Below are 20,261 nucleotides of genomic sequence, written 5' to 3' on the forward strand. Positions count from 1 at the left end.
ATAAAGTACTATAATTATAGGAATGGTGCGTATAAATGAAAGATTTAGTAAAATGTCAATTAGGAAAAATGGAAATATTTAATAATTTAAATAAGCCTACAATAAATGCACTATCTGAATTAGGAGAAAGTAAGTGCTATTTAAAAGGTAGCCATATATTTAGAGATAAGGATGAAATTAATAAAGTTTATATAGTATATAGCGGAAAAGTTGCGCTTTATAAATTAAATGAATCGGCTCAAAAAAAGATAATATTCATATTAGGTAAAGAATCTATACTTAATGCAGTAGTTTTAGATGATTTACCAGCTTCTATAAACTGTGAAGTGTTTGAAAAAGCAGAAATTCTATCCTTCGATAGAATGAAGTTTCAAGAGATTATGATGAATGATTTTGAATTGACTAAAATAGTAATCTCTTCCTTAAGTATAAAAGTAAGAAGATTATACAGGCAATTAAAGAATTCTACTCCTATAAAGGTTGAAAAAAGAGTAGCAGCAAAGTTATGGAAGTTGTCTAAGGATTACGGAATAGAAGTTGAAGATGGAATATTGATAGATATGAACATAAGTATAACTTATTTAGCAGATATGTTTGGAGCGCCACGAGAAACTATATCTAGAGCTTTGAAGATACTTCAAGAGAATGATTTGATAATATATGAAAAGAAAAGAATAAAAGTAAAGAATAAAGATAAACTAGCTAAATTTTTTAAAGGAATATCATAATAAAAATAAAAACTGTGATGAACGTCACAGTTTTTATTTTTATTAGCATTTATAATTTAAGTATAGAGATTGTGATAATAATAACAATCACGAGGGGAGAAATATGATGTTCAATGAGGAATTTAATAAGGTTGCATCTGCTTCTAAAGCTAAGGTTGAACTGTTAAAAGATAATAAACTTGGATATTTTATTAGTTCAATGTTAGCAGGTATCTATGTTGGATTTGGCATTATTCTAATTTTTACCATTGGGGGATTGCTTAGTTCGACTAATTCGCCAGCAACAAAAATTGTTATGGGATTATCATTTGGAGTTGCCTTAAGTCTAGTAATTTTTGCAGGATCTGAATTATTTACTGGAAATAATTTTATAATGGCAGTAGGATCATTAAATAAATCAGTTTCTTGGCTAGATACTATTAAAGTTTGGATTGTAAGTTTTATTGGAAATTTAACAGGTTCAATACTTGCAGGAACATTATTTTTTATGGCTGGGTTAGCAAATGGTCCAGTTGGAGAGTTCATAGCAAAAACTAGTGCTATTAAAATGTCTCTACCAGCAAGTGATTTGTTTTTTAGAGGAATATTATGTAATATGCTAGTTTGCTTAGCTGTTTGGTGTAGCTTTAAATGTAAAGAAGAAACATCCAAGCTTATAATGATATTCTGGTGTTTATTTGTTTTTATAACAGCAGGTTTTGAACATAGTGTTGCAAATATGACTTTATTAACAATAGGATTACTTTCACCAGCTGGTGCTGCTGTAAGTATAGGTGGATATGCCTATAATATTATAATGGTAACATTAGGTAATATGGTTGGAGGAATTGTATTTATGGCAATACCTTATTACATAATATCTAGAAAGAAAAAAGTAAACTAAGAGGTGTTTAAGATGGGATATAAGCTTAAAGTAGAAGAATTTAATAATGGATTAAAAGAACTATCAAAAAAATATAAGATATATGCACCAAAGGTTTTGGAAGGAAAGGGAACTTTTTCAGATACTGATATTGTTAGATATGGTGAAATATCAAAAATTGAAGAAATAGAATTCGATAAAAAATCACAATTTTCATATAAGGAAGTTTTACTTCCAATAACACAAACAGTATTTTTCTTTACAGAAGATGAAATAAAAGAACCGAATGTTGATGAAAAATCTATATTAATTTTTCTAAGAAGTTGCGATATGCATTCATTAAGAAGAATAGATGATATTTATTTAAGAAATAAATTTGAGGATCCATATTATAAAAAGTTAAGAGAAAAAGCTAAGTTTGTTTTAATGGGCTGTGAAAAAAGCTTTGAAAACTGCTTCTGTGTAAGTATGGAAACAAATAAAACTGATGAATATAATGCATATGTTAAACAATCTGGTGAAGAAGTATATTTAGATATAAAAGATGATGAATTAGAAGGTGTATTTACCAATCTTACTAATGAATCATTAGATGTAACTCCAGATTTTGTTGAAAGTAATGATATTAAAGTTAATATACCAAACAATTTAGAATTAAAAGTTATGAATTCTAAGGTATGGGATGAATATTCACAAAGATGTATAGCTTGTGGTAGATGTAACTTTGTCTGTCCAACATGTACATGCTTTACTATGCAAGATATATTCTACAAGGATAATGGAAAAGTAGGAGAAAGAAGGAGAGTTTGGGCTTCATGTCAAGTTGATGGCTATACAGATATGGCTGGAGGACATAGTTTTAGAAAAGAAAAAGGACAAAGAATGAGATTTAAAGTTCTTCATAAAGTTTATGATTACAAAAAGAGATGGGGATATCATATGTGTGTAGGTTGCGGAAGATGTGATGATATATGTCCAGAATATATTTCATTCTCAAATTGTGTTAATAAATTAGAAAAAGCTATGGAAGAGGTGAAGTAATATGAATACAAACGAATATATACCATTTATATCAGAAATATTAGAAGTTATTAAGCATACAGAAATAGAATATACTTTCAGAATGTCTTTTAAGGGAGATGTAAAACCAGGACAATTCTTTGAAGTATCCCTTCCAAAGTATGGGGAAGCTCCTATATCAGTAAGTGGAATAGGTAAAAATTATGTTGATTTAACTATAAGAAGAGTAGGTAAAGTAACAGATGAAATATTCAATAATTATGTTGGAGACAAGTTGTTTTTAAGAGGTCCATACGGAAATGGATTTGATATTAGCAACTATAAAGGCAAAGAAGTAGTTGTTGTTGCTGGAGGAACAGGATTATCACCAGTTAAGGGAATTGTAGATTACTTCTCAGAAAATAAAAATGATGCAAAAGGATTTACTCTTATTTCAGGCTTTAAATCTCCAGAAGATATTCTTTTCAAAGAAGATATAAAGGCTTGGGAAAAGAATATGAATCTTATAATAACAGTAGATGGAGCAAAAGAAGGTTACGAGGGAAAAGTTGGACTTGTAACAAAATATATTCCAGAGCTTGATATAAAAGATAAGGAAAATGTACAAGTAGTAGTTGTTGGACCACCTATGATGATGAAGTTTACTGTATTAGAATTTTTAAAGCTTGGCATCAAGGAAGAAAATATATGGATTTCTCAAGAAAGAAAGATGTGTTGTGGAATTGGAAAATGTGGACACTGTAGAATAGATGATACATATATTTGTTTAGATGGGCCTGTATTTAATTATTCAAAAGGAAAAGAATTAATAGATTAGGAGGAGACACTATGGATATCAATACTAAAAAGCTGAAAAAAAATGCCTTTAGAGTTACAAAAAGAAGAGGAATAACAGCTTCAAGAATAAGAGTTCCAGGTGGATTCTTGAAAGCTGAGTATTTAGGATTAATTCAAGAAATTGCAGATAAATATGGTGATGGAACAGTTCATTTAACAACAAGACAAGGATTTGAAATTCCAGGGATAGATATGAATGATATAGAAGAGGTTAATATTCTTCTTCAACCTATAATAGAAGGATTAGAAATAAATCAAGAAGTCCCAGGAAAGGGATATACAGCAGCAGGAACAAGAAATGTATCAGCATGTATAGGAAATAAAGTATGTCCATATGCTAATTACAATACTACAAACTTTGCAAAGAAGATAGAAAAAGCTATATTTCCTAATGATTTACATTTTAAAATAGCATTAACAGGATGTCCAAATGATTGTATCAAGGCTAGAATGCACGACTTTGGAATAATAGGAATGACAGAGCCACAGTTTGATAGAGATAAATGTATATCATGTGGTGCATGTGTTAGAGCCTGTAAGAAAAAATCAACAGCTGCATTACATCCAGAAAACTATAGACCAGTAAGAGATCATAGTAAGTGTATAGGTTGTGGAGAATGTGTTATAAACTGTCCAACAGGAGCATGGACAAGAAGTAAAGAAAAATATTATAGATTAGCTATAATGGGTAGAACAGGAAAGAAAAATCCAAGATTAGCTGAAGATTTTATAATATGGGTGGATGAAGAAAGTATTATAAAAATAATATTAAATACTTATAAGTATGTTGAACAATACATTGCTAAAGATGCTCCAGGTGGAAAAGAGCATATTGGATATATTGTTGATAGAACAGGCTTTATGGAATTTAAGAAATGGGCACTCGAAGGAGTAGAACTTTCAGATAAAGCTATACTAAAAGACAATATTTATTGGAGTGGAATAAAATATTAATATAGGTAAATACTTATAAATGAAATTAATATAATCTATTAGACAAAGCATTAGATAAATATGTAAAATTAATATAATAAAAGATTTAAGGCCGCTATTTTTTAGCGGTCTTAAATTTAATTTAAATATTAAGTATATGGAATGTGCAAAAAAATTGTAATAAGAGTATAATAGGGTTATTATAAAAATAAACGAAGTAATAAGATGATTTAGGAGCAAAATTATGATTCAGCTTTTAGGGATTAAAAAGAATACTGAAGTAGAAATAAGAGAAAAATTAGCTTTATCTCAAAAAAAAAGAGAAGCATATTCAAAAGAGTTGTTACAATATTTTGATGAAGTTGTTATTCTTAGTACTTGTAATAGAACAGAAGTTTATTTTAATGCTTCTTTAAAAGGCGAAGAAGGATTAAAAAAGATTTTTGAAGTGCTAAATTGGGATATTAATTTAAGAGAATACTGTTTTTATTTAAATGAAAAAGAAACTGTAAGACACTTGATGGAAGTTGTTTGTGGATTTCATTCAAAGATATTAGGGGAAGATCAAATACTTGGACAAATCAAAGATGCATATCATTTAGCAGATGAATTAGGAGCAGTTAAACATGAATTACAAAGATTATTTCAAGAAGCAATAACTTGTGGGAAGAAGTTTAGAACAGAAGGAAAATTATATGAAATTCCAGTTTCTTCAGCATCAATTGCAATTAGTGAAGCAATAAAAAATGATTCAAAGAGAATTATGGTTATAGGATATGGAGAAGTAGGAAAACTAGTCGTTAAATATGCTCTTTCTAATGATATAAAGGAATTAAATATTGTGGTTAGAAAAGTTGAAAATGTAAAAGATATTGATGATAAAAGAATTAGAGTAATGAATTATGAAGAGGGACGAAACATAATAAACGATATGGACTGTGTAGTTTCTTGTACGTCTGCTCCACACTTAATCATAGAAAAAAAGCATATAAAAGAAAATGGAAATAAAATTATAATATTTGATTTAGCATTGCCAAGAGATGTTGATGAAAAAGTTAAGGAATACACAAGGGTAAATCTTTATGATATTGATGATATAAGTTCAATTGATGATGATAACAAAAAGCTCAGAAAAGAAAGAATGCTAAAGTTTAAGGATATTATAAATGCATATATAGAAGAATACTTTAATTGGAAGGATATAAGAAATATAGCGCCTGTTATACAAGATATGAAAAAAAATAGTTCTAAAGTTATAAAAGAGAGGCAAACTACATTAAAGAATAAATGCAATGATAAAAAAGATATAGAAATTGCGAAAAAACTTATAAAGAGCACATCAGATTATTATGTTAATAGGGCGATAGAAGTTTTAAAGGAAGAACAATTAAAGGGGCAAGGAGAAGAATGTATAAAGATACTAGAAAAGATATTCCTGAAGAATGTTTAGAGTACACTTATCTTTCTGTAATGTCTAGAAAATTTAGAGTTGGTATAGTTGGCGGAGGAAAGGTTGGTTATATAAAAGGAAAAAACTTTTTATATAAAGGCTGCATAGTTGATGTTTTATCTTTAAATTTTATTGATGAATTTTCAAATTTAAAAGATATTAATTTAATTAAAGGTGAATATAATAAAGATTTTATTAAAGATAAGCACTTAATAATAATAGCAACAGATGACTATAATAAAAATTTAGAAATAAAAAAAGATTGTGATGCTGAATATAAAATATACATATTTGCTTCTGAATATTCAAATGGAATTGCAGTAGCACCAGTACAAAGAGAGCTAAAAAATATAAATTTTTCAGTAAATACCAAGAATGGAAATCCAAAAGGTTCATTAATGATAGCAGAGAAAGTATTGGATTTATTAAAAGATTATGATGATTTTATTGGTTATTCATCTTTTATTAGGAAGCAGGCAAAATCTTTAAAAGAAAATAAAGAGGATATAATTAAATTTGTATGTAGTGAAGATTTTAAATACATATATGAAAAGGGAAAAGATAAATTAGTAATAGATATGTTTTTTGGAAAAGAAGTATCAAATAAAATATATAAAAATTTATAGGAGATATTTTATGGAATTAATTATTGCGACTAGAAAAAGTAAGTTAGCACAAGTGCAAGCTGATAAAGTAATTAAGCTTATTAAAGAAAAAAATAATATAAATTCTAAAAAATTATTAGTGGTTACAGAAGGTGATAGAAGACTTGATGTAACATTAGATAAAATAGGTGGAAAGGGCTTGTTTGTTAAAGAAATAGAATATGCACTTTGGAATAAAGAAGCACATGCAGCAGTACATAGTATGAAAGATGTGCCTTTTGAATTACCAGAAGATTTCGAGTTAGTGGCTATACCTGAAAGAGATGATATTAGAGATGTATTTGTATCAAGTAATGGCATTCATTTTCAGGATTTAAAAGAAGGTGCTATTATTGGAACAAGTAGCATAAGAAGGGCTGCAATGTTAAAAGATTTAAGAAGTGATTTAAATATTGTCCCAATAAGAGGAAATATCCAAACAAGATTAGAAAAGATGAAAAAAGAAAATATGGATGGGATAATTTTAGCAGCAGCAGGAATAAAAAGATTGGGAATGGAAGATATAATAACAGATTATTTTGATCCTAAAGAATTTTTACCAGCAATAGGGCAAGGTGCTTTAGGTATAGAAGCATTAAAAAATGGTGAATACAACAATTATTTAAGGAAGTTAGATAATAAGGAAGTTAGAATAGCAGTAGAAGCTGAAAGAAGTTTTATGAAAAAGTTAAATGGAGGATGCCATAGTGTAATAGGTGTTTACTCTGAGATAAAAAATGATGATTTATATATGATAGGTACTTTTGATGTAGGTGGAAAAATAGTTAAAAAAGATATTCTAGGCAGTAAGAGTGAAAACATAGAGCTAGGATTTAAATTAGCACAAAAGATTTTGGAAGGATAGTAAAAATGAGTAAGGTTTATATAATTGGTACTGGACCAGGAGATGAAGAATTATTGACATTAAAGGCAGTAGAAGTTTTGAAAGAGTGTACTGCTGTTTTATATGATAGATTAGTTTCAAACAATATACTTAATTATTTAAAAGAAGATTGTGAAATTTATTATTGTGGCAAAGAGCCTGGATGTCATTATAAAACGCAAGATGAAATAAATGAAACATTAGTAAAACTTGCTAAAGAAGGTCATACTGTAGGAAGAATAAAAGGGGGAGACCCTTATGTTTTTGGAAGAGGTGGGGAAGAGGTGCTTTCTTTAGTTGAAGAAGATATAGGATTTGAAGTGGTTCCAGGAGTGACATCACCAATATCAGTATTGAATTATGCAGGTATTCCTATAACACAAAGAGAAATGGCACAAAGCTTTCATATAATTACAGGGATGACTGCAGGTACACTAAATATAAATTGGGAAGCAATATCTAAAGAAAAAGGTACTTTAGTTTTTATGATGGGATTAAATAATTTAGGTGGAATAGTACAAAAACTAATAACAAATGGCAAAGATGTTAATACTAAAGTAGCTGTAATTATGAGGGGAACTTCTTCAAAGCAAAAAAAGGTAGTTGGAACATTAGAAGATATTGAGAAAAAGGTTATCGAAGCTAAACTGAAGTCACCTTGTATAATTGTTATGGGAGATGTTGTTGAACTTAATAATAAGCTAAATTGGTATGAGAAGAAACCACTTTTTGGGCTTAATATATGTGTAACAAGGTCAAGAGAACAGTCTTCTAACTTAAAAAAGAAGCTTAGAAATTTAGGAGCAGAAGTGACAGAGATAAATTCTATAAAAATACAAGAAACTAAAGAAAACTTAAATTCTGTTAAAGATAAATTAGATAATTATGATCATATAATATTAACTTCAGTAAATGGTGTTAATATGTTTTTTGACTATGTTATAGAAAATAAAATAGATATAAGAAATCTTAAAGCTAAGTTTTCAGTAGTTGGTAAAGCAACTAAAAAGGCTTTAGAAACAAGAGGAATTCAGGCTTTTATAATGGGAAGAGAATTTGTTGGAGAAGGCTTATTTAAGGCTTTAGAGCTACATTTAGTTAAGGGGGAGCATGTATTAATACCGTGTTCTTCTAGCAGTAGAGAATATTTAAAGGAAGAAGTTGAAAAACTAGGTTTATATGTTGATAGAGTACATACATATGATACAGTTTGTGGTGATATAAGAAATAAAAGAGTATTTGATGAAGTTGATTTTATATTATACACTAGTCCTAGTACAGTAAATAATATGATAAGTATGTTTAGTGTAGAAGAAATTAAGAGTAAGTTTAATATTGCTATAGGACCTCAAACTTATAAAACTTTAAAATCTAATTCCATAGAAGGACACATGTGCAAAAAGCATTCTGAAGATGGTTTTTTAGATGAAATAATAGAAATCTATAGTGAATATAAAGAGAGAAAAGGTGAATAGGATGATTAAAAGGGGAAGAAGATTAAGAGCCAATACAGCAATAAGGGATTTAGTAAGAGAAAATGCATTAAGTACAAATGATTTAATTTTCCCTATTTTTGTTGTTGAAGGAGAAAACAAAAAAGAAGAAATTTCATCAATGAAAGGTAACTATCATTGGTCAATAGATAGATTGCATGAAATAATATATGAAGTTGAAAGTCTTAACATAAGAGGTGTAATTATATTTGGACTTCCAAATGAAAAAGATGAATGTGGATCAGAAAGCTTTAATGACAATGGAATAGTACAACAAGCTGTAAGAAAAGTAAGAGAACTTTCAAAAAACTTATATGTGATTACAGATGTATGTATGTGTCAATATACTAGTCATGGACATTGTGGGATATTAAATGGAAGTGAAGTAGATAATGATAAAACATTAGAAGTTCTAGGTAAGATAGCTTTATCTCATGCAAAGGCTGGAGCACATATGGTGGCACCATCAGATATGATGGATGGAAGAATTGCTTTTATGAGAAATGCATTAGATGAGAATGGATATGAAAATGTAGCAATAATGAGTTATGCTGCTAAATATTCATCATTTTTCTATGGACCATTTAGAGAAGCAGCTCATTCTGCACCACAGTTTGGAGATAGAAAAACTTACCAAATGGACCCTGCAAATTCAGATGAAGCAATAAGAGAAATAGAGTGGGATATAAACGAAGGTGCAGATATAGTTATAGTTAAGCCAGCTATGTCATACTTAGATATAATAAGAAGAGCAAAGGATAAAATAAATGTACCAATTTGTGCTTATAATGTTAGTGGAGAATTTGCAATGGTAAAATCTGCAGCTGAAGCAGGACTAATCAATGAAAAAGGAGTAGTTTTAGAAATGCTTCTTTCAATGAAAAGAGCAGGCTCAGATATGATAATAACTTATTATGCACTAGAAGCAGCAAAATGGTTAAAGGAGGATTAATTTTATGAGAAATCAAGTTATTTTTCATGAGTCAAAAAAATATATGCCAGGTGGAGTTAATTCTCCAGTTCGATCATATAGAAATACTGGAATGGAGCCTCCAATTATAAAAAGTGGAAAAGGTGCCATAATAGTAGATGAAGAAGGTAAGGAATATATAGATTTTGTTCTTGCATGGGGACCTATGATATTAGGACATTCTGATAAAGATGTGGTAAAAGCTATAAAAGAAACTTCAGAAAGTGCAATAGCATTTGGAGCTCCAACTGAATTAGAACTAATAATGTCTAAATTCTTATGCAAAAACTTAAAAAACATTGATATGATAAGAATGGTTAATTCAGGTACTGAAGCTACTATGAGTGCAGTAAAATTAGCAAGAGGATATACTAAAAAGAATAAGATAATAAAGTTTGCTGGATGTTATCATGGACATTTTGATGGATTTTTAATTGAGGCGGGCTCAGGAGTATTAACAAATGGAATTCCAGGGTCACTAGGAGTACCTAATGATAGTATAAGAAATACGCTTATAGCCGTATATAATGATAAAGAAAGTATAAAATCTTTATTTGATAAATATGGAGATGATATTGCAGGGGTTATTATAGAACCAGTAGCAGGAAATATGGGAGTAATAAAAGCAGAAGAAGATTTTATGAATCTTCTAAGAGAACTTTGTGATAAATATGGAGCACTATTGATATTTGATGAAGTTATGAGTGGGTTTAGAGTATCTTTTGAGGGAGCTCAAAAACTATTTACTGCAAAACCTGATTTAGTAACATATGCAAAAATAATGGGAGGGGGACTTCCTTGTGGAGCATATGGAGGAAAAAAAGAAATAATGGAATGCTTATCTCCAATTGGTGAAGTGTATCAAGCTGGAACTATGTCTGGGAATCCTATAGTAATGGCAGCAGGAATTGCAACTTTAAATAAATTAAAAAGACATAAGGAAGAATATTATGAAAAGATAAATCATCTAGGATCAATGCTAGAAGAAGGTTTATTAGAAATAGCAAAAGAAAAAGGCATACCAATGACAATTAATAGACATGGTGGAATGCTTACTATATTCTTTACAGATTTAAAAGAAGTTAAAAAATATGATGATGTAAAAACATGTAATGAAGATATGTTTAAAAAGTATTTCAAACATATGATATTAAATGGAATTAATATACCACCATCACAATACGAAGCTTTATTTTTAAGTGTTTCTCATACAGAAGAGCATATAAATAAATTCTTAGATGTTTTTAGAGAGTTTAATATAGAATAGAGAGGTGCATATGTCAAAAGCAATTATTGTTGTTTCTTTTGGAACAGCTAACTTAGAAGGATTACAAGAGTTTGAAGACTTTGAAGCAGAGATAAGAGAAAGCGTAAATGGAAAATATCATGTTTGTAAGGCTTTTACTTCAAGTGTATTATCCAATATATTACTTAATAAATATGGTAAGATAGTTCCAAGATTAGAAGAAGTACTATTTAACCTAAGTAATGACAGATATAAAGAGGTATATATTCAACCTCTACACGTGATTGAAGGCAGTGAATACTCAAATATAGAAAAAACAATTAAAGAATATGATTATTCTTTTTCTAAAATTACTTTAGGAAATGTTCTTATGAGCAATAAAGATGGAAAATTAAAAGAATCATGTAATTTAATATTTAATACAATGGAAGATAATTTATTGAAGACGGATAATATAGTGTTAGTTGGACATGGTTCTAAAACAATAAATACGGATGCATATAACACATTAAAAGATGTTTTCATAGAACATGGATATAGAAATGTATATATAGGAACCTTAGAAGGTGAAATAAAAAAAGAAGATATTATTTGCCAATTATTAAAAGATAATATAAAAAACATAACATTAGCTCCAATACTTATGTTACCTGGAAACCATATAAAAAAGGACATTTTTGGAGAAAGTAATTCATGGAAAGCCTCAATAAAAGAGCACAATATAAATGTTACTAGTAGTAAGAAAGCATTATTAGAATACAAAGAAATAAGGAAATATTATATAGATAACATGAAATAAAAAGGAAATTAAATAAAACTAAATATAAATAATGAAGAACAAAGTTTTCGTTGCAAAACTTTGTTCTTCATTGTAAAATATGCTAGTGAAAAAAGGCAATGTATTATCTTAATACTTGTTAAAAAAATAACTATATTATGGGGTGTATCATGTACAGTAAAGAAATTCATAATTTAGCCCATTCAGCAGAGGTTAAAAGCACGTTACTAAGAAGAAGTAAGGGGAGATACCTAGTTAGTTCAATGCTTGGAAGTTTATTTGTAAGCTTAGGAATTATGCTTATTTATACTATTGGTGGAATTATGCACCATAATGGTATAGAAACATATAAAATTCTAATGGGAGCATCTTTTGGTGTAGCACTTAGTTTAGTATTAATGGCAGGTGGAGATTTATTCACAAGTAATGCTATGATAATGACTATGGGTGCATTAGAAAAAACCGTAACTTGGGTTGATGCAATAAAAATTTGGTTTGCAAGTTGGATTGGAAATATCTTAGGTGGTATTATTGGGGCAGCATTATTTGTACAAGCAGGGTTAACTAGTGGGAAAAGTGAATACATTGGAGAGTTTATTGTAAATAATGCTTATGCTAAAATAAATACTCCAGCAGGACAACTTATATTAAAAGGTATTTTATGTAACATATTAGTATGTTTAGCTGTATGGATGTGTTATAAGTTAAAAGAAGAAACAGCTAAAATATTGATGATATTCTGGTGCTTATTTACATTTATAACAGCTGGATTTGAACATAGTGTAGCTAATATGGGATTTTTAGCTATGGGATACTTAATTGATCCATCAACAGTAACTTTAGGTGGGTATACATATAACATTATTTTAGTTTCATTAGGAAATTTTATAGGCGGAGTAATATTTTTAGCATTGCCATATTATTATATTACTAGTGGAGGTAAGGAAGAAAAATAATAGTTTAAACTATATTTATAAACTAACTTTTCAGTTTAGTAATATTATAAAAAGAAATCATAAATATTTAATATAAATGAATTGAATAATAAGAAGCAAAGGGTGGATAAATGTCCACCCTTATTTAAGTATGTCAAGCATGTATAGCAACTTGCTTAAGATATTAGCTAAAAGTTTAGTGAGGATATTAGCAATTTACAATTTAAAGAAGTTACTTGAATTAGATAATAAAAATGACAAGAATAATATAAAAGATAAATAAGCTTTATAGCACAGTCATAATAATGCTTTATATAATTAAAATACTAAATAAGATTTAATATAATTATTATATTTATAATCAAAAAATATCACTAACAAATTAACTAACAGTTAATTTACTTACTAATAAATTAACAATGACTCAATTGTGGTAATATGTCTTACTTGATAAAATAATAGTAACAAAAGCTTTTGATTTACTATTTATAAAGGAGCATAGGCTAATATGAAAATAAATGAAATTATAAAAGAAAGAAGAATAGATCAAGGATTAACTCAGGAGCAAGTTGCTGAAGCTCTTGGGGTATCAACGCCTGCAGTTAATAAGTGGGAAAAGGGGATTAGCTATCCTGATATTACTATATTGCCAGCTTTAGCAAGGCTTTTAAGAGTAGACTTAAATACTTTACTTTCCTTTAAAGAAGACGTAACTGATATTGAAATAGCACGTTTTATAAATGAATTAGTTGAGATAATCAGAAGTAGTGGATTTGATATAGGTTTTGAGAAAGCGATGGATAAGATTCATGAGTATCCAAATAATGATAAATTAATTTTAAATATAGCAACTGTCCTTGAAGGGAGTTTGCTTATGTTTGCAATTGAAAGTATAGAGGCCTATGAGAATGAGATTGAAAATTTATATGTAAAAGCTTCAAATAGTAATGATATAGAGGTAGCTAATCAAGCAACTTCTATGTTAATTAATAAATACTTAGGCAGGGAAGAGTATGATAAGGCTCAAGCTTGCATTGATAAACTTCCTAATATCACTTATGATAAAAATCAGCTTCAAGGTAATCTTTATATTAAATCAGGAGAGTATGGAAAAGCAGCTGAACTTTTTGAACAAAAATTAATTTCTAAGACAACTGACATCTTTATGACATTAATATCTATGATGGAAATTGCCTTGAAAGAAAATCATAATGAGGATGCTAAATATTTTGCTGAGATTATAGAAAAGACAACAAGCTTATACGATCTTTGGGATTATAACTCTTATTCTGCATATTTTCAGTTATATTCAGTTCAAAAAGATGAAGCTAACTTAATTTCTACTTTAAAGAAAATGATAACTGAAATGAAAAATCCGTGGGATATATCAAAATCTAGATTATATAAACATATTAAACCTAAGGAATCTAATGATGAAAGTAATGAAGTTTTCATTTCAACATTTTTAAATGCACTTAAAAATGATAGGGATAATGATCTGGAGTTTTTAAAAGGTAATAAGGAATTCTTGGAGATTATAGATAAGTATAGCAAGTAATGTAATTAGCAATGGTTTTATGAGATATATCTATATCAGGAACTTCCTTTAGAGCCTATGTAGTTTATTTTGTAGAAAGGGGTTTAAGGATTCTTTGATAGTATGAGTATTTAGTATTACTACATTTATGTTTGTAATAAGCTAAAGTAATTTATAGTACTATACTTTTTTATAGAAAAAATTTACGAACCCCTGATATATAAAGATTTAAATAGAAAAGTAGTTTAAGTAAATTTTACACTAAAACTAATGATATGTTTCCTTCTGGCTAAGAGAGAAGAAAATTATGAAATTATATAATAATAAAATGAAGGAAAGATTATAAATAGATTTTGGGATGAATCTAGTCTGTAATTTTGAATTAATAATATGTTTTTAATTATATAGTAAGTTAAAAAATTTAAGAATTAAATTAAATGAAAAGTGCACTAGTTATTATTAGTTGCGCTTTTCTTTTTGTATGATAAGTATGACAACAATTTGGATCTAAAAATTTGTTAGGATATGTGCAAATAGAAATATTTGAGTGTGCTTAGGTAATGAATAGAAAAATGGCTCTTAGAAGTAAAATTTAGAGAACCGAAATTGTTTGATTATTGGAGATTTAGATAGTCCTAATCTTTAAATTTGAATTGTTAGAAATTTTTTAGAAATAAGATAGGTTAATTTTATATTTATCTATTATTATAAAAAGTAATATCAAGTGTTATAATTTACCTATGAATAAAATTTGATAAACTTTATTTTGTGTAAATTTAACATTAATAATATAAGATAGCACTTCATATAAGAAAGGAAAAACTTTATGGGAAAATATAATGTTTTAGTTGTAGATGATGAAAAAGAAATAACAGATGCAATAGAAATATATTTAAAGAATGAAGATATAAATGTTATTAAAGCTTATGATGGTTTAGAAGCACTAAATATAATTAATAATATAGAGGTTCATCTTGTAATTATGGATTTAATGATGCCTAAAATGGATGGAATGAGAGCAACTATGAATATAAGAGAAGATAAAAATATACCTATAATAATTTTGTCTGCTAAATCACAAGATACTGATAAAATATTAGGATTAAATATTGGAGCAGATGATTATATAACAAAGCCTTTTAATCCATTAGAGCTTATTGCAAGAGTTAAATCTCAACTTAGAAGGTATGTTGATTTGGGGAATTATGTAAAAGAAAAAAGTAACGACATATTAAATTATGGAATTGTGAAGCTAGATAGGAATAGAAAATCTCTTGAGGTAGATGGAAAAGAAATAAAGATAACTAAAACTGAATATAAAATATTAGATCTTCTTTTAAGCAATCCAGGAAGAGTTTTTTCTTCAGCAGAAATATATGAAAGAGTTTGGGAAGAACCATGCTTTAGTACAGATACAGTAATGGTACATATTAGAAGAATAAGAGAAAAGATAGAAATAGATCCTAAAAAACCAAGATATTTAAAGGTGATATGGGGAGTTGGATATAAGTTTGAAAAGTAGAGAATTTATATTGAGAAACAAAAGAATACTTAAGTATTTAGCTATTTCAATAATAAGTATTAGTATGATATTTATTGTTTATATAGTTCCTAATTATAAAACTTTAGTATTAATAATTTTATTATTAATACTATTAAATATATTAATGATTATAAAGTTAATTTGTAATAATTTAAGAATAGTCATGATTTGGAGAAGAATAGAAGATTGGTTAAATGAGTTTGATAAAGAGAACAAATCTAATGCTATTAATAATAAGGAAGTTTTTGATACAAAAAGCTTAGGAATGGTTTTTAGTAATAGATATTTTGATTTAATAATAAAGATAAATAAAATAGCTAGAGGGTTGAAAAAATCAGTAAATAATATTAAAAAGAATGAAAGGGTAAATATAGAACTTATAAATAATTTAACAAACAAATTAAATAATCCATTAGAAGATATATTAGATAATATTAATAAATTGAAAATTGATGTGGATAATAAGGAAATAGTAGACTTATTAAAGAATAAGTCAAACAATCTAAATAAGTTAATTGAAGAATTATTTGAAGCTTCAAAAACAGCAACTGGAGATATGATTTTAGAAATTAATGAAATAGAAATAATTGAATTTCTAAGACAAGCTACAATTGAATATGAGGATAAAATATTTAATAGTAAATTAACCTTTAGAAAGAATTTTCCAAGGAAAAACATATATATTTGTTGTAGTGGGGAGAAGTTATGGAGAGTTTTTGATATATTATTTGAAAATGCTATAAAACATTCTCTAGAAAATAGTAGGGTATATATAGATGTAAATTGTAACAATAATAAGGTTTATATATGCATCAAAAATACCTCTAAAAAAGAGTTAAATATAATGCCAAAAGATTTAATATATATAATAAATAATAATGATGAAGAAGATGTATCAGGGTTAGGATTAGAAATTGCTAAAAACCTAATCTTATTACAAAAGGGTGATTTTAATATAAGTATAGATGGGGATTTGTTTAAAGTGGAAATAGTTTTTGATATTAATTCAATTCAGGAAGCACCTTTAGAAAAGGGAGTGAATTAATGTTGTTAGATAAAGTTTTATGGAATAAGGATTATAAAATTAGATGGATTAAGGAAGATGAGATAATAAGATTAAAAGACATAACTGAGAAGGTATTTATAGAAACATTTATTGGTAAGATATTAGTCCTTATAAATTATTTTGTTGTAAGAAAGCTAGTTAATACTACCGGAGAAGAGTTTTTACCCAATTATGCTACAGAAGGACAGAAATATACTGTTTTATTAACATGGATAGTTTTTTCTGTAATAGTTGCAATATCATTGTTACAAATAGTATTAAAAAGTAAAATATATAAAAATCAAGATATTGAAGTTTATGAAAGAAGTTTTTATAGAAGAAAGCTTTTTGATAAATTTATAAAACTAACAATATCAATAATATTTTATATAACTCTATATCAGATAATATTTCAGTTAACTATGAAAGAAATAGATATAAAATCAACAATACTGTGGTGGATAATAATACTAAATATTTTAGTTTTGACTTATCTTGGAATAAGCACTTTAAAAAATTACTTAGTAGTAGAAAATTTAAATTTAACTTTAGATGAAACTATTAAAGGTTTAGAGAATGGAAATTTTGATAAGGTGTATGATACTTTTAAAGTAAGTCGAGATAATTATGGTTTGCTTAATGGTATAGAATTTAACATAATGAATAGAGCTATAAATGAGCTTATTTCTATTTCAAAATGTGTTGAAAATAATAAAGCAGCGTCAAATACTGAAAAAGTTGAATTAATAACTAATGTATCTCATGATTTGAGAACACCATTAACCTCAATAATAAATTACGTTGATTTTTTAAGTAAGAGAAAGTTAACAGAAGATAATAAGAAAGATTATATAGATATATTAGAACGAAAGGCAAAAAGGATTAAAGTTTTAATTAATGATCTTAAAGAGTCTGTAATGGCTAATTCTAATAATATAGTTTTAAATATTAGAGAAGTTGATCTTAGAGAAGTATTAAATCATGCACTACTTGAATTAGAAGATAAAATAAAAGAATCTAAGCTTAAATTTAACATAAAGATATTTTTAAATGATAGAGAAGCAGACTCTAATGAATATGTAAAAGTTCTTGTTAATGCAGATTACAATAAGACTCTTAGGATATATCAAAATATTATATCTAATATAATCAAATATTCAGTAGAAGAATCTGAAGTTTTTATAGTACTTGAATATAATGTTAATAGAATTGAAAAAACTAGTAGCACAATATTTATCAATGAATTTGCTGAGAAAATAGAGCTTAATGAAAAAGAGCTGATTGAAAGATTTAAAAGAGGAGATGCTTCGAGAAGTACTGAGGGGTCAGGGCTAGGATTAGATATAGCAAGAAGTTTAACGGAAGCTCAAAATGGAAAATTTAAAATAGAAATAAGAGATAATAAATTTATTGTAAATGTATTGATCTAGAGAGTTTTTTAGAAACTGATAAGTGAAGTCATCCATAAATAGTTAATTTTAGGGAAAATAGCTTGTTTATTCAAAATTCTAATAATTTATAATGAGAAACAAGAGCACTAAATAAGACTTAATTATTCTTATTTGGTGCTCTTTGTTTAGAAAATCTAAAGATAAAATATTAAATTTTAGTTTTCACACATCTATATTTTGATAAATTAAACTTCAAATATCCAACCATCAGGTCCTTCAATATCGCCAAACTGAATTCCACAAAGAATCCTATAAAGTTCCTTTGTAACAGGTCCAACTTCAGTTTCACTATGGAATACATGAAGTTTATCTTTATATTCTATTCCACCTATTGGAGTTATAACAGCAGCAGTACCACAAGCGCCAGCTTCTTTAAATTCATCAATGTTATCAATATAAACATCTCTTTCAAATACAGGCATTTTTAAATACTCTTTAGCTATGTCCATAAGAGAATATTTAGTTATACTCGGAAGAATTGATGGGGATTTTGGAGTAATAAATTCATTGTTTTTTGTTATTCCAAAGAAATTAGCAGCACCAACTTCTTCAATTTTGCTATGAGTTGCAGGGTCTAAATAAATACAATCTGCAAATCCTCTATCAGCAGCTATTTTATGTGGATGTAATGAAGCAGCATAGTTTCCACCAACCTTTTGTCCACCAGTTCCATAAGGAGCAGCTCTATCATAATCTGCTATCATAAAGTTACATGGTGTTAATCCTTCTTTAAAGTAAGGTCCTACAGGTACTGCAAATACGCAGAAAATATATTCAGGAGCAGGCTTAACACCTATATTATCTCCAACCCCTATCATAAATGGTCTTAAATATAATGTAGCACCAGTACCATATGGTGGAACATAATGCTCATTAGCTTTAACTACTTGCTTACAAGCATCTATAAACTTTTCAACAGGTATTTCAGGCATAAGTAATTTAGCATTGCTTTCATTCATTCTACGTGCATTTCTATCTACTCTAAATAATTGAATCTTTCCATCTTTTCTTCTGTAAGCTTTTAAGCCTTCAAAGCACTGTTGACCGTAATGAAGAGCCGTAGAAGCTTCACTTATGTTTAACATATTATCTTTTGTTAACTTACCTTCGTCCCATTTTCCATCTTTCCAAACTGATATATATCTATAATCAGTTTTAATATAGTTAAAGCCTAGATTACTCCAATCTATATTAACATCTTTACTCATATCTACTACCTCCTTCATGGTTTCTATATTATTCTAATTGTACCATTGCTTAATAAATTAATAAATGTTTAATATATAATAAAAGGTTATTAAAATGATTACATATTGAAATTTTATGGTAAAAAAGGTATATTTAGAATGTAGGATATCTAAAATTTTATGGAGATGCTGATATTTGTTTTAGATATCCTATATGAGTTTGATAAACTCATATTTATTATTAGTTTAAAAAAAATTTATATGCAAAGTAGTAAGAAAGGACGTGTAGTAAAATGCAAAAAGAAATTATTTCAACTAGTAAGGCACCTTCAGCTATTGGGCCATACTCACAAGGTATTAAAATAGGGGAGATGATATTTACATCAGGACAAATTCCAGTTGATCCGGCAACAGGTGAAGTTGTAACAGAAATAAAAGCTGCAACTAGACAATCTTTAGAAAATGTAAAGGCTGTTTTAGAGGAAGCTGGAAGTAGCCTAGAAAAAGTAGTTAAGGTAGTAGTTTTCATAAAAGATATGAATGACTTTGGACAAGTAAATGAAGTTTATGGAGAGTATTTCAATGAAAATCCTCCTGCAAGAAGTTGTGTTGAAGTAGCAAGACTACCAAAAGACTGTGTAATAGAAATAGAAGCAGTAGCAACTATATAATAAATTGTAAACATAAGGGCTACGATAATTAGATATGTTCCATAAGCT

Annotated in this window: 19 protein-coding genes; 18 read left to right on the forward strand and 1 reads right to left on the reverse strand. The window is 27.8% G+C overall.

Going from position 1 to position 20,261, the window contains the following annotated elements; translation table 11 throughout:
* Positions 1–35 precede the first annotated feature (35 nt).
* From J7M87_RS10010 to J7M87_RS10090, 17 genes are all read left to right on the forward strand, one after another.
* A complete protein-coding gene (locus J7M87_RS10010; protein WP_291650915.1) occupies positions 36–728 on the forward strand; it encodes a Crp/Fnr family transcriptional regulator in 693 nt (230 codons plus the stop codon).
* Between the two features lie 106 nt (positions 729–834).
* A complete protein-coding gene (locus J7M87_RS10015) occupies positions 835–1,611 on the forward strand; it encodes a formate/nitrite transporter family protein (protein ID WP_291650976.1) in 777 nt (258 codons plus the stop codon).
* A 12-nt stretch (positions 1,612–1,623) separates the two neighbouring features.
* Positions 1,624–2,631, forward strand: coding sequence for an anaerobic sulfite reductase subunit AsrA (gene asrA, locus J7M87_RS10020; protein ID WP_291650916.1), 1,008 nt, complete (start codon positions 1,624–1,626; stop codon positions 2,629–2,631).
* 1 nt (position 2,632) lies between these two features.
* Positions 2,633–3,427 carry an anaerobic sulfite reductase subunit AsrB gene (gene asrB / locus J7M87_RS10025; RefSeq protein ID WP_291650917.1) on the forward strand — a complete coding sequence of 265 codons (795 nt, stop codon included), beginning with the start codon at positions 2,633–2,635 and terminating at the stop codon, positions 3,425–3,427.
* Positions 3,428–3,438: 11 nt separating this feature from the next.
* Positions 3,439–4,401: a sulfite reductase subunit C gene (asrC, locus tag J7M87_RS10030; RefSeq protein WP_291650918.1), complete on the forward strand. Its 963-nt coding sequence runs from the start codon at positions 3,439–3,441 to the stop codon at positions 4,399–4,401.
* 223 nt (positions 4,402–4,624) lie between these two features.
* Positions 4,625–5,830: a glutamyl-tRNA reductase gene (gene hemA, locus J7M87_RS10035; protein ID WP_291650919.1), complete on the forward strand. Its 1,206-nt coding sequence runs from the start codon at positions 4,625–4,627 to the stop codon at positions 5,828–5,830.
* A complete protein-coding gene (locus tag J7M87_RS10040) occupies positions 5,788–6,456 on the forward strand; it encodes an NAD(P)-dependent oxidoreductase (RefSeq protein ID WP_291650920.1) in 669 nt (222 codons plus the stop codon). The genes hemA and J7M87_RS10040 overlap by 43 nt, the downstream gene beginning before the upstream one ends.
* A 10-nt stretch (positions 6,457–6,466) precedes the next feature.
* Positions 6,467–7,339, forward strand: a complete 873-nt coding sequence (gene hemC, locus J7M87_RS10045) for a hydroxymethylbilane synthase (RefSeq protein WP_291650921.1) — start codon at positions 6,467–6,469, stop codon at positions 7,337–7,339.
* A gap of 5 nt (positions 7,340–7,344) precedes the next feature.
* Complete coding sequence (gene cobA, locus J7M87_RS10050; protein WP_291650922.1) at positions 7,345–8,832, forward strand: uroporphyrinogen-III C-methyltransferase; 1,488 nt, start codon at positions 7,345–7,347, stop codon at positions 8,830–8,832.
* 1 nt (position 8,833) lies between these two features.
* A complete protein-coding gene (gene hemB / locus J7M87_RS10055; RefSeq protein WP_291650923.1) occupies positions 8,834–9,802 on the forward strand; it encodes a porphobilinogen synthase in 969 nt (322 codons plus the stop codon).
* Positions 9,803–9,806: 4 nt separating this feature from the next.
* Entirely contained in the window at positions 9,807–11,087 is a 1,281-nt protein-coding gene (gene hemL / locus J7M87_RS10060) for a glutamate-1-semialdehyde 2,1-aminomutase (RefSeq protein ID WP_291650924.1), read from the forward strand.
* Between the two features lie 10 nt (positions 11,088–11,097).
* On the forward strand, positions 11,098–11,865 hold the full coding sequence (locus J7M87_RS10065) for a sirohydrochlorin cobaltochelatase (protein ID WP_291650925.1): 768 nt from the start codon (positions 11,098–11,100) through the stop codon (positions 11,863–11,865).
* A 149-nt stretch (positions 11,866–12,014) separates the two neighbouring features.
* Positions 12,015–12,800, forward strand: coding sequence for a formate/nitrite transporter family protein (locus J7M87_RS10070; protein WP_291650926.1), 786 nt, complete (start codon positions 12,015–12,017; stop codon positions 12,798–12,800).
* Between the two features lie 487 nt (positions 12,801–13,287).
* Positions 13,288–14,337, forward strand: a complete 1,050-nt coding sequence (locus tag J7M87_RS10075) for a helix-turn-helix domain-containing protein (protein ID WP_291650927.1) — start codon at positions 13,288–13,290, stop codon at positions 14,335–14,337.
* 805 nt (positions 14,338–15,142) lie between these two features.
* On the forward strand, positions 15,143–15,838 hold the full coding sequence (locus J7M87_RS10080) for a response regulator transcription factor (RefSeq protein ID WP_291650928.1): 696 nt from the start codon (positions 15,143–15,145) through the stop codon (positions 15,836–15,838).
* Positions 15,828–16,904 carry a GHKL domain-containing protein gene (locus tag J7M87_RS10085; RefSeq protein WP_291650929.1) on the forward strand — a complete coding sequence of 359 codons (1,077 nt, stop codon included), beginning with the start codon at positions 15,828–15,830 and terminating at the stop codon, positions 16,902–16,904. The genes J7M87_RS10080 and J7M87_RS10085 overlap by 11 nt, the downstream gene beginning before the upstream one ends.
* Entirely contained in the window at positions 16,904–18,334 is a 1,431-nt protein-coding gene (locus J7M87_RS10090) for a HAMP domain-containing sensor histidine kinase (RefSeq protein ID WP_291650930.1), read from the forward strand. Before J7M87_RS10085 ends, J7M87_RS10090 begins: the two co-directional genes overlap by 1 nt.
* 206 nt (positions 18,335–18,540) lie before the next feature.
* Here J7M87_RS10090 and J7M87_RS10095 read toward each other — a convergent pair whose 3' ends face one another.
* Positions 18,541–19,563 (reverse strand): branched-chain amino acid aminotransferase, encoded by a 1,023-nt coding sequence (locus J7M87_RS10095; RefSeq protein ID WP_291650931.1) that lies wholly within the window; start codon positions 19,561–19,563, stop codon positions 18,541–18,543.
* 272 nt (positions 19,564–19,835) lie between these two features.
* Here J7M87_RS10095 and J7M87_RS10100 point away from each other — a divergent pair, with 272 nt between their 5' ends.
* Positions 19,836–20,213 carry a RidA family protein gene (locus J7M87_RS10100; protein ID WP_291650932.1) on the forward strand — a complete coding sequence of 126 codons (378 nt, stop codon included), beginning with the start codon at positions 19,836–19,838 and terminating at the stop codon, positions 20,211–20,213.
* Positions 20,214–20,261 lie beyond the last annotated feature (48 nt).

The sequence above is a fragment of the Clostridium sp. genome (assembly GCF_017888565.1).
Taxonomy (GTDB): domain Bacteria; phylum Bacillota; class Clostridia; order Clostridiales; family Clostridiaceae; genus Clostridium.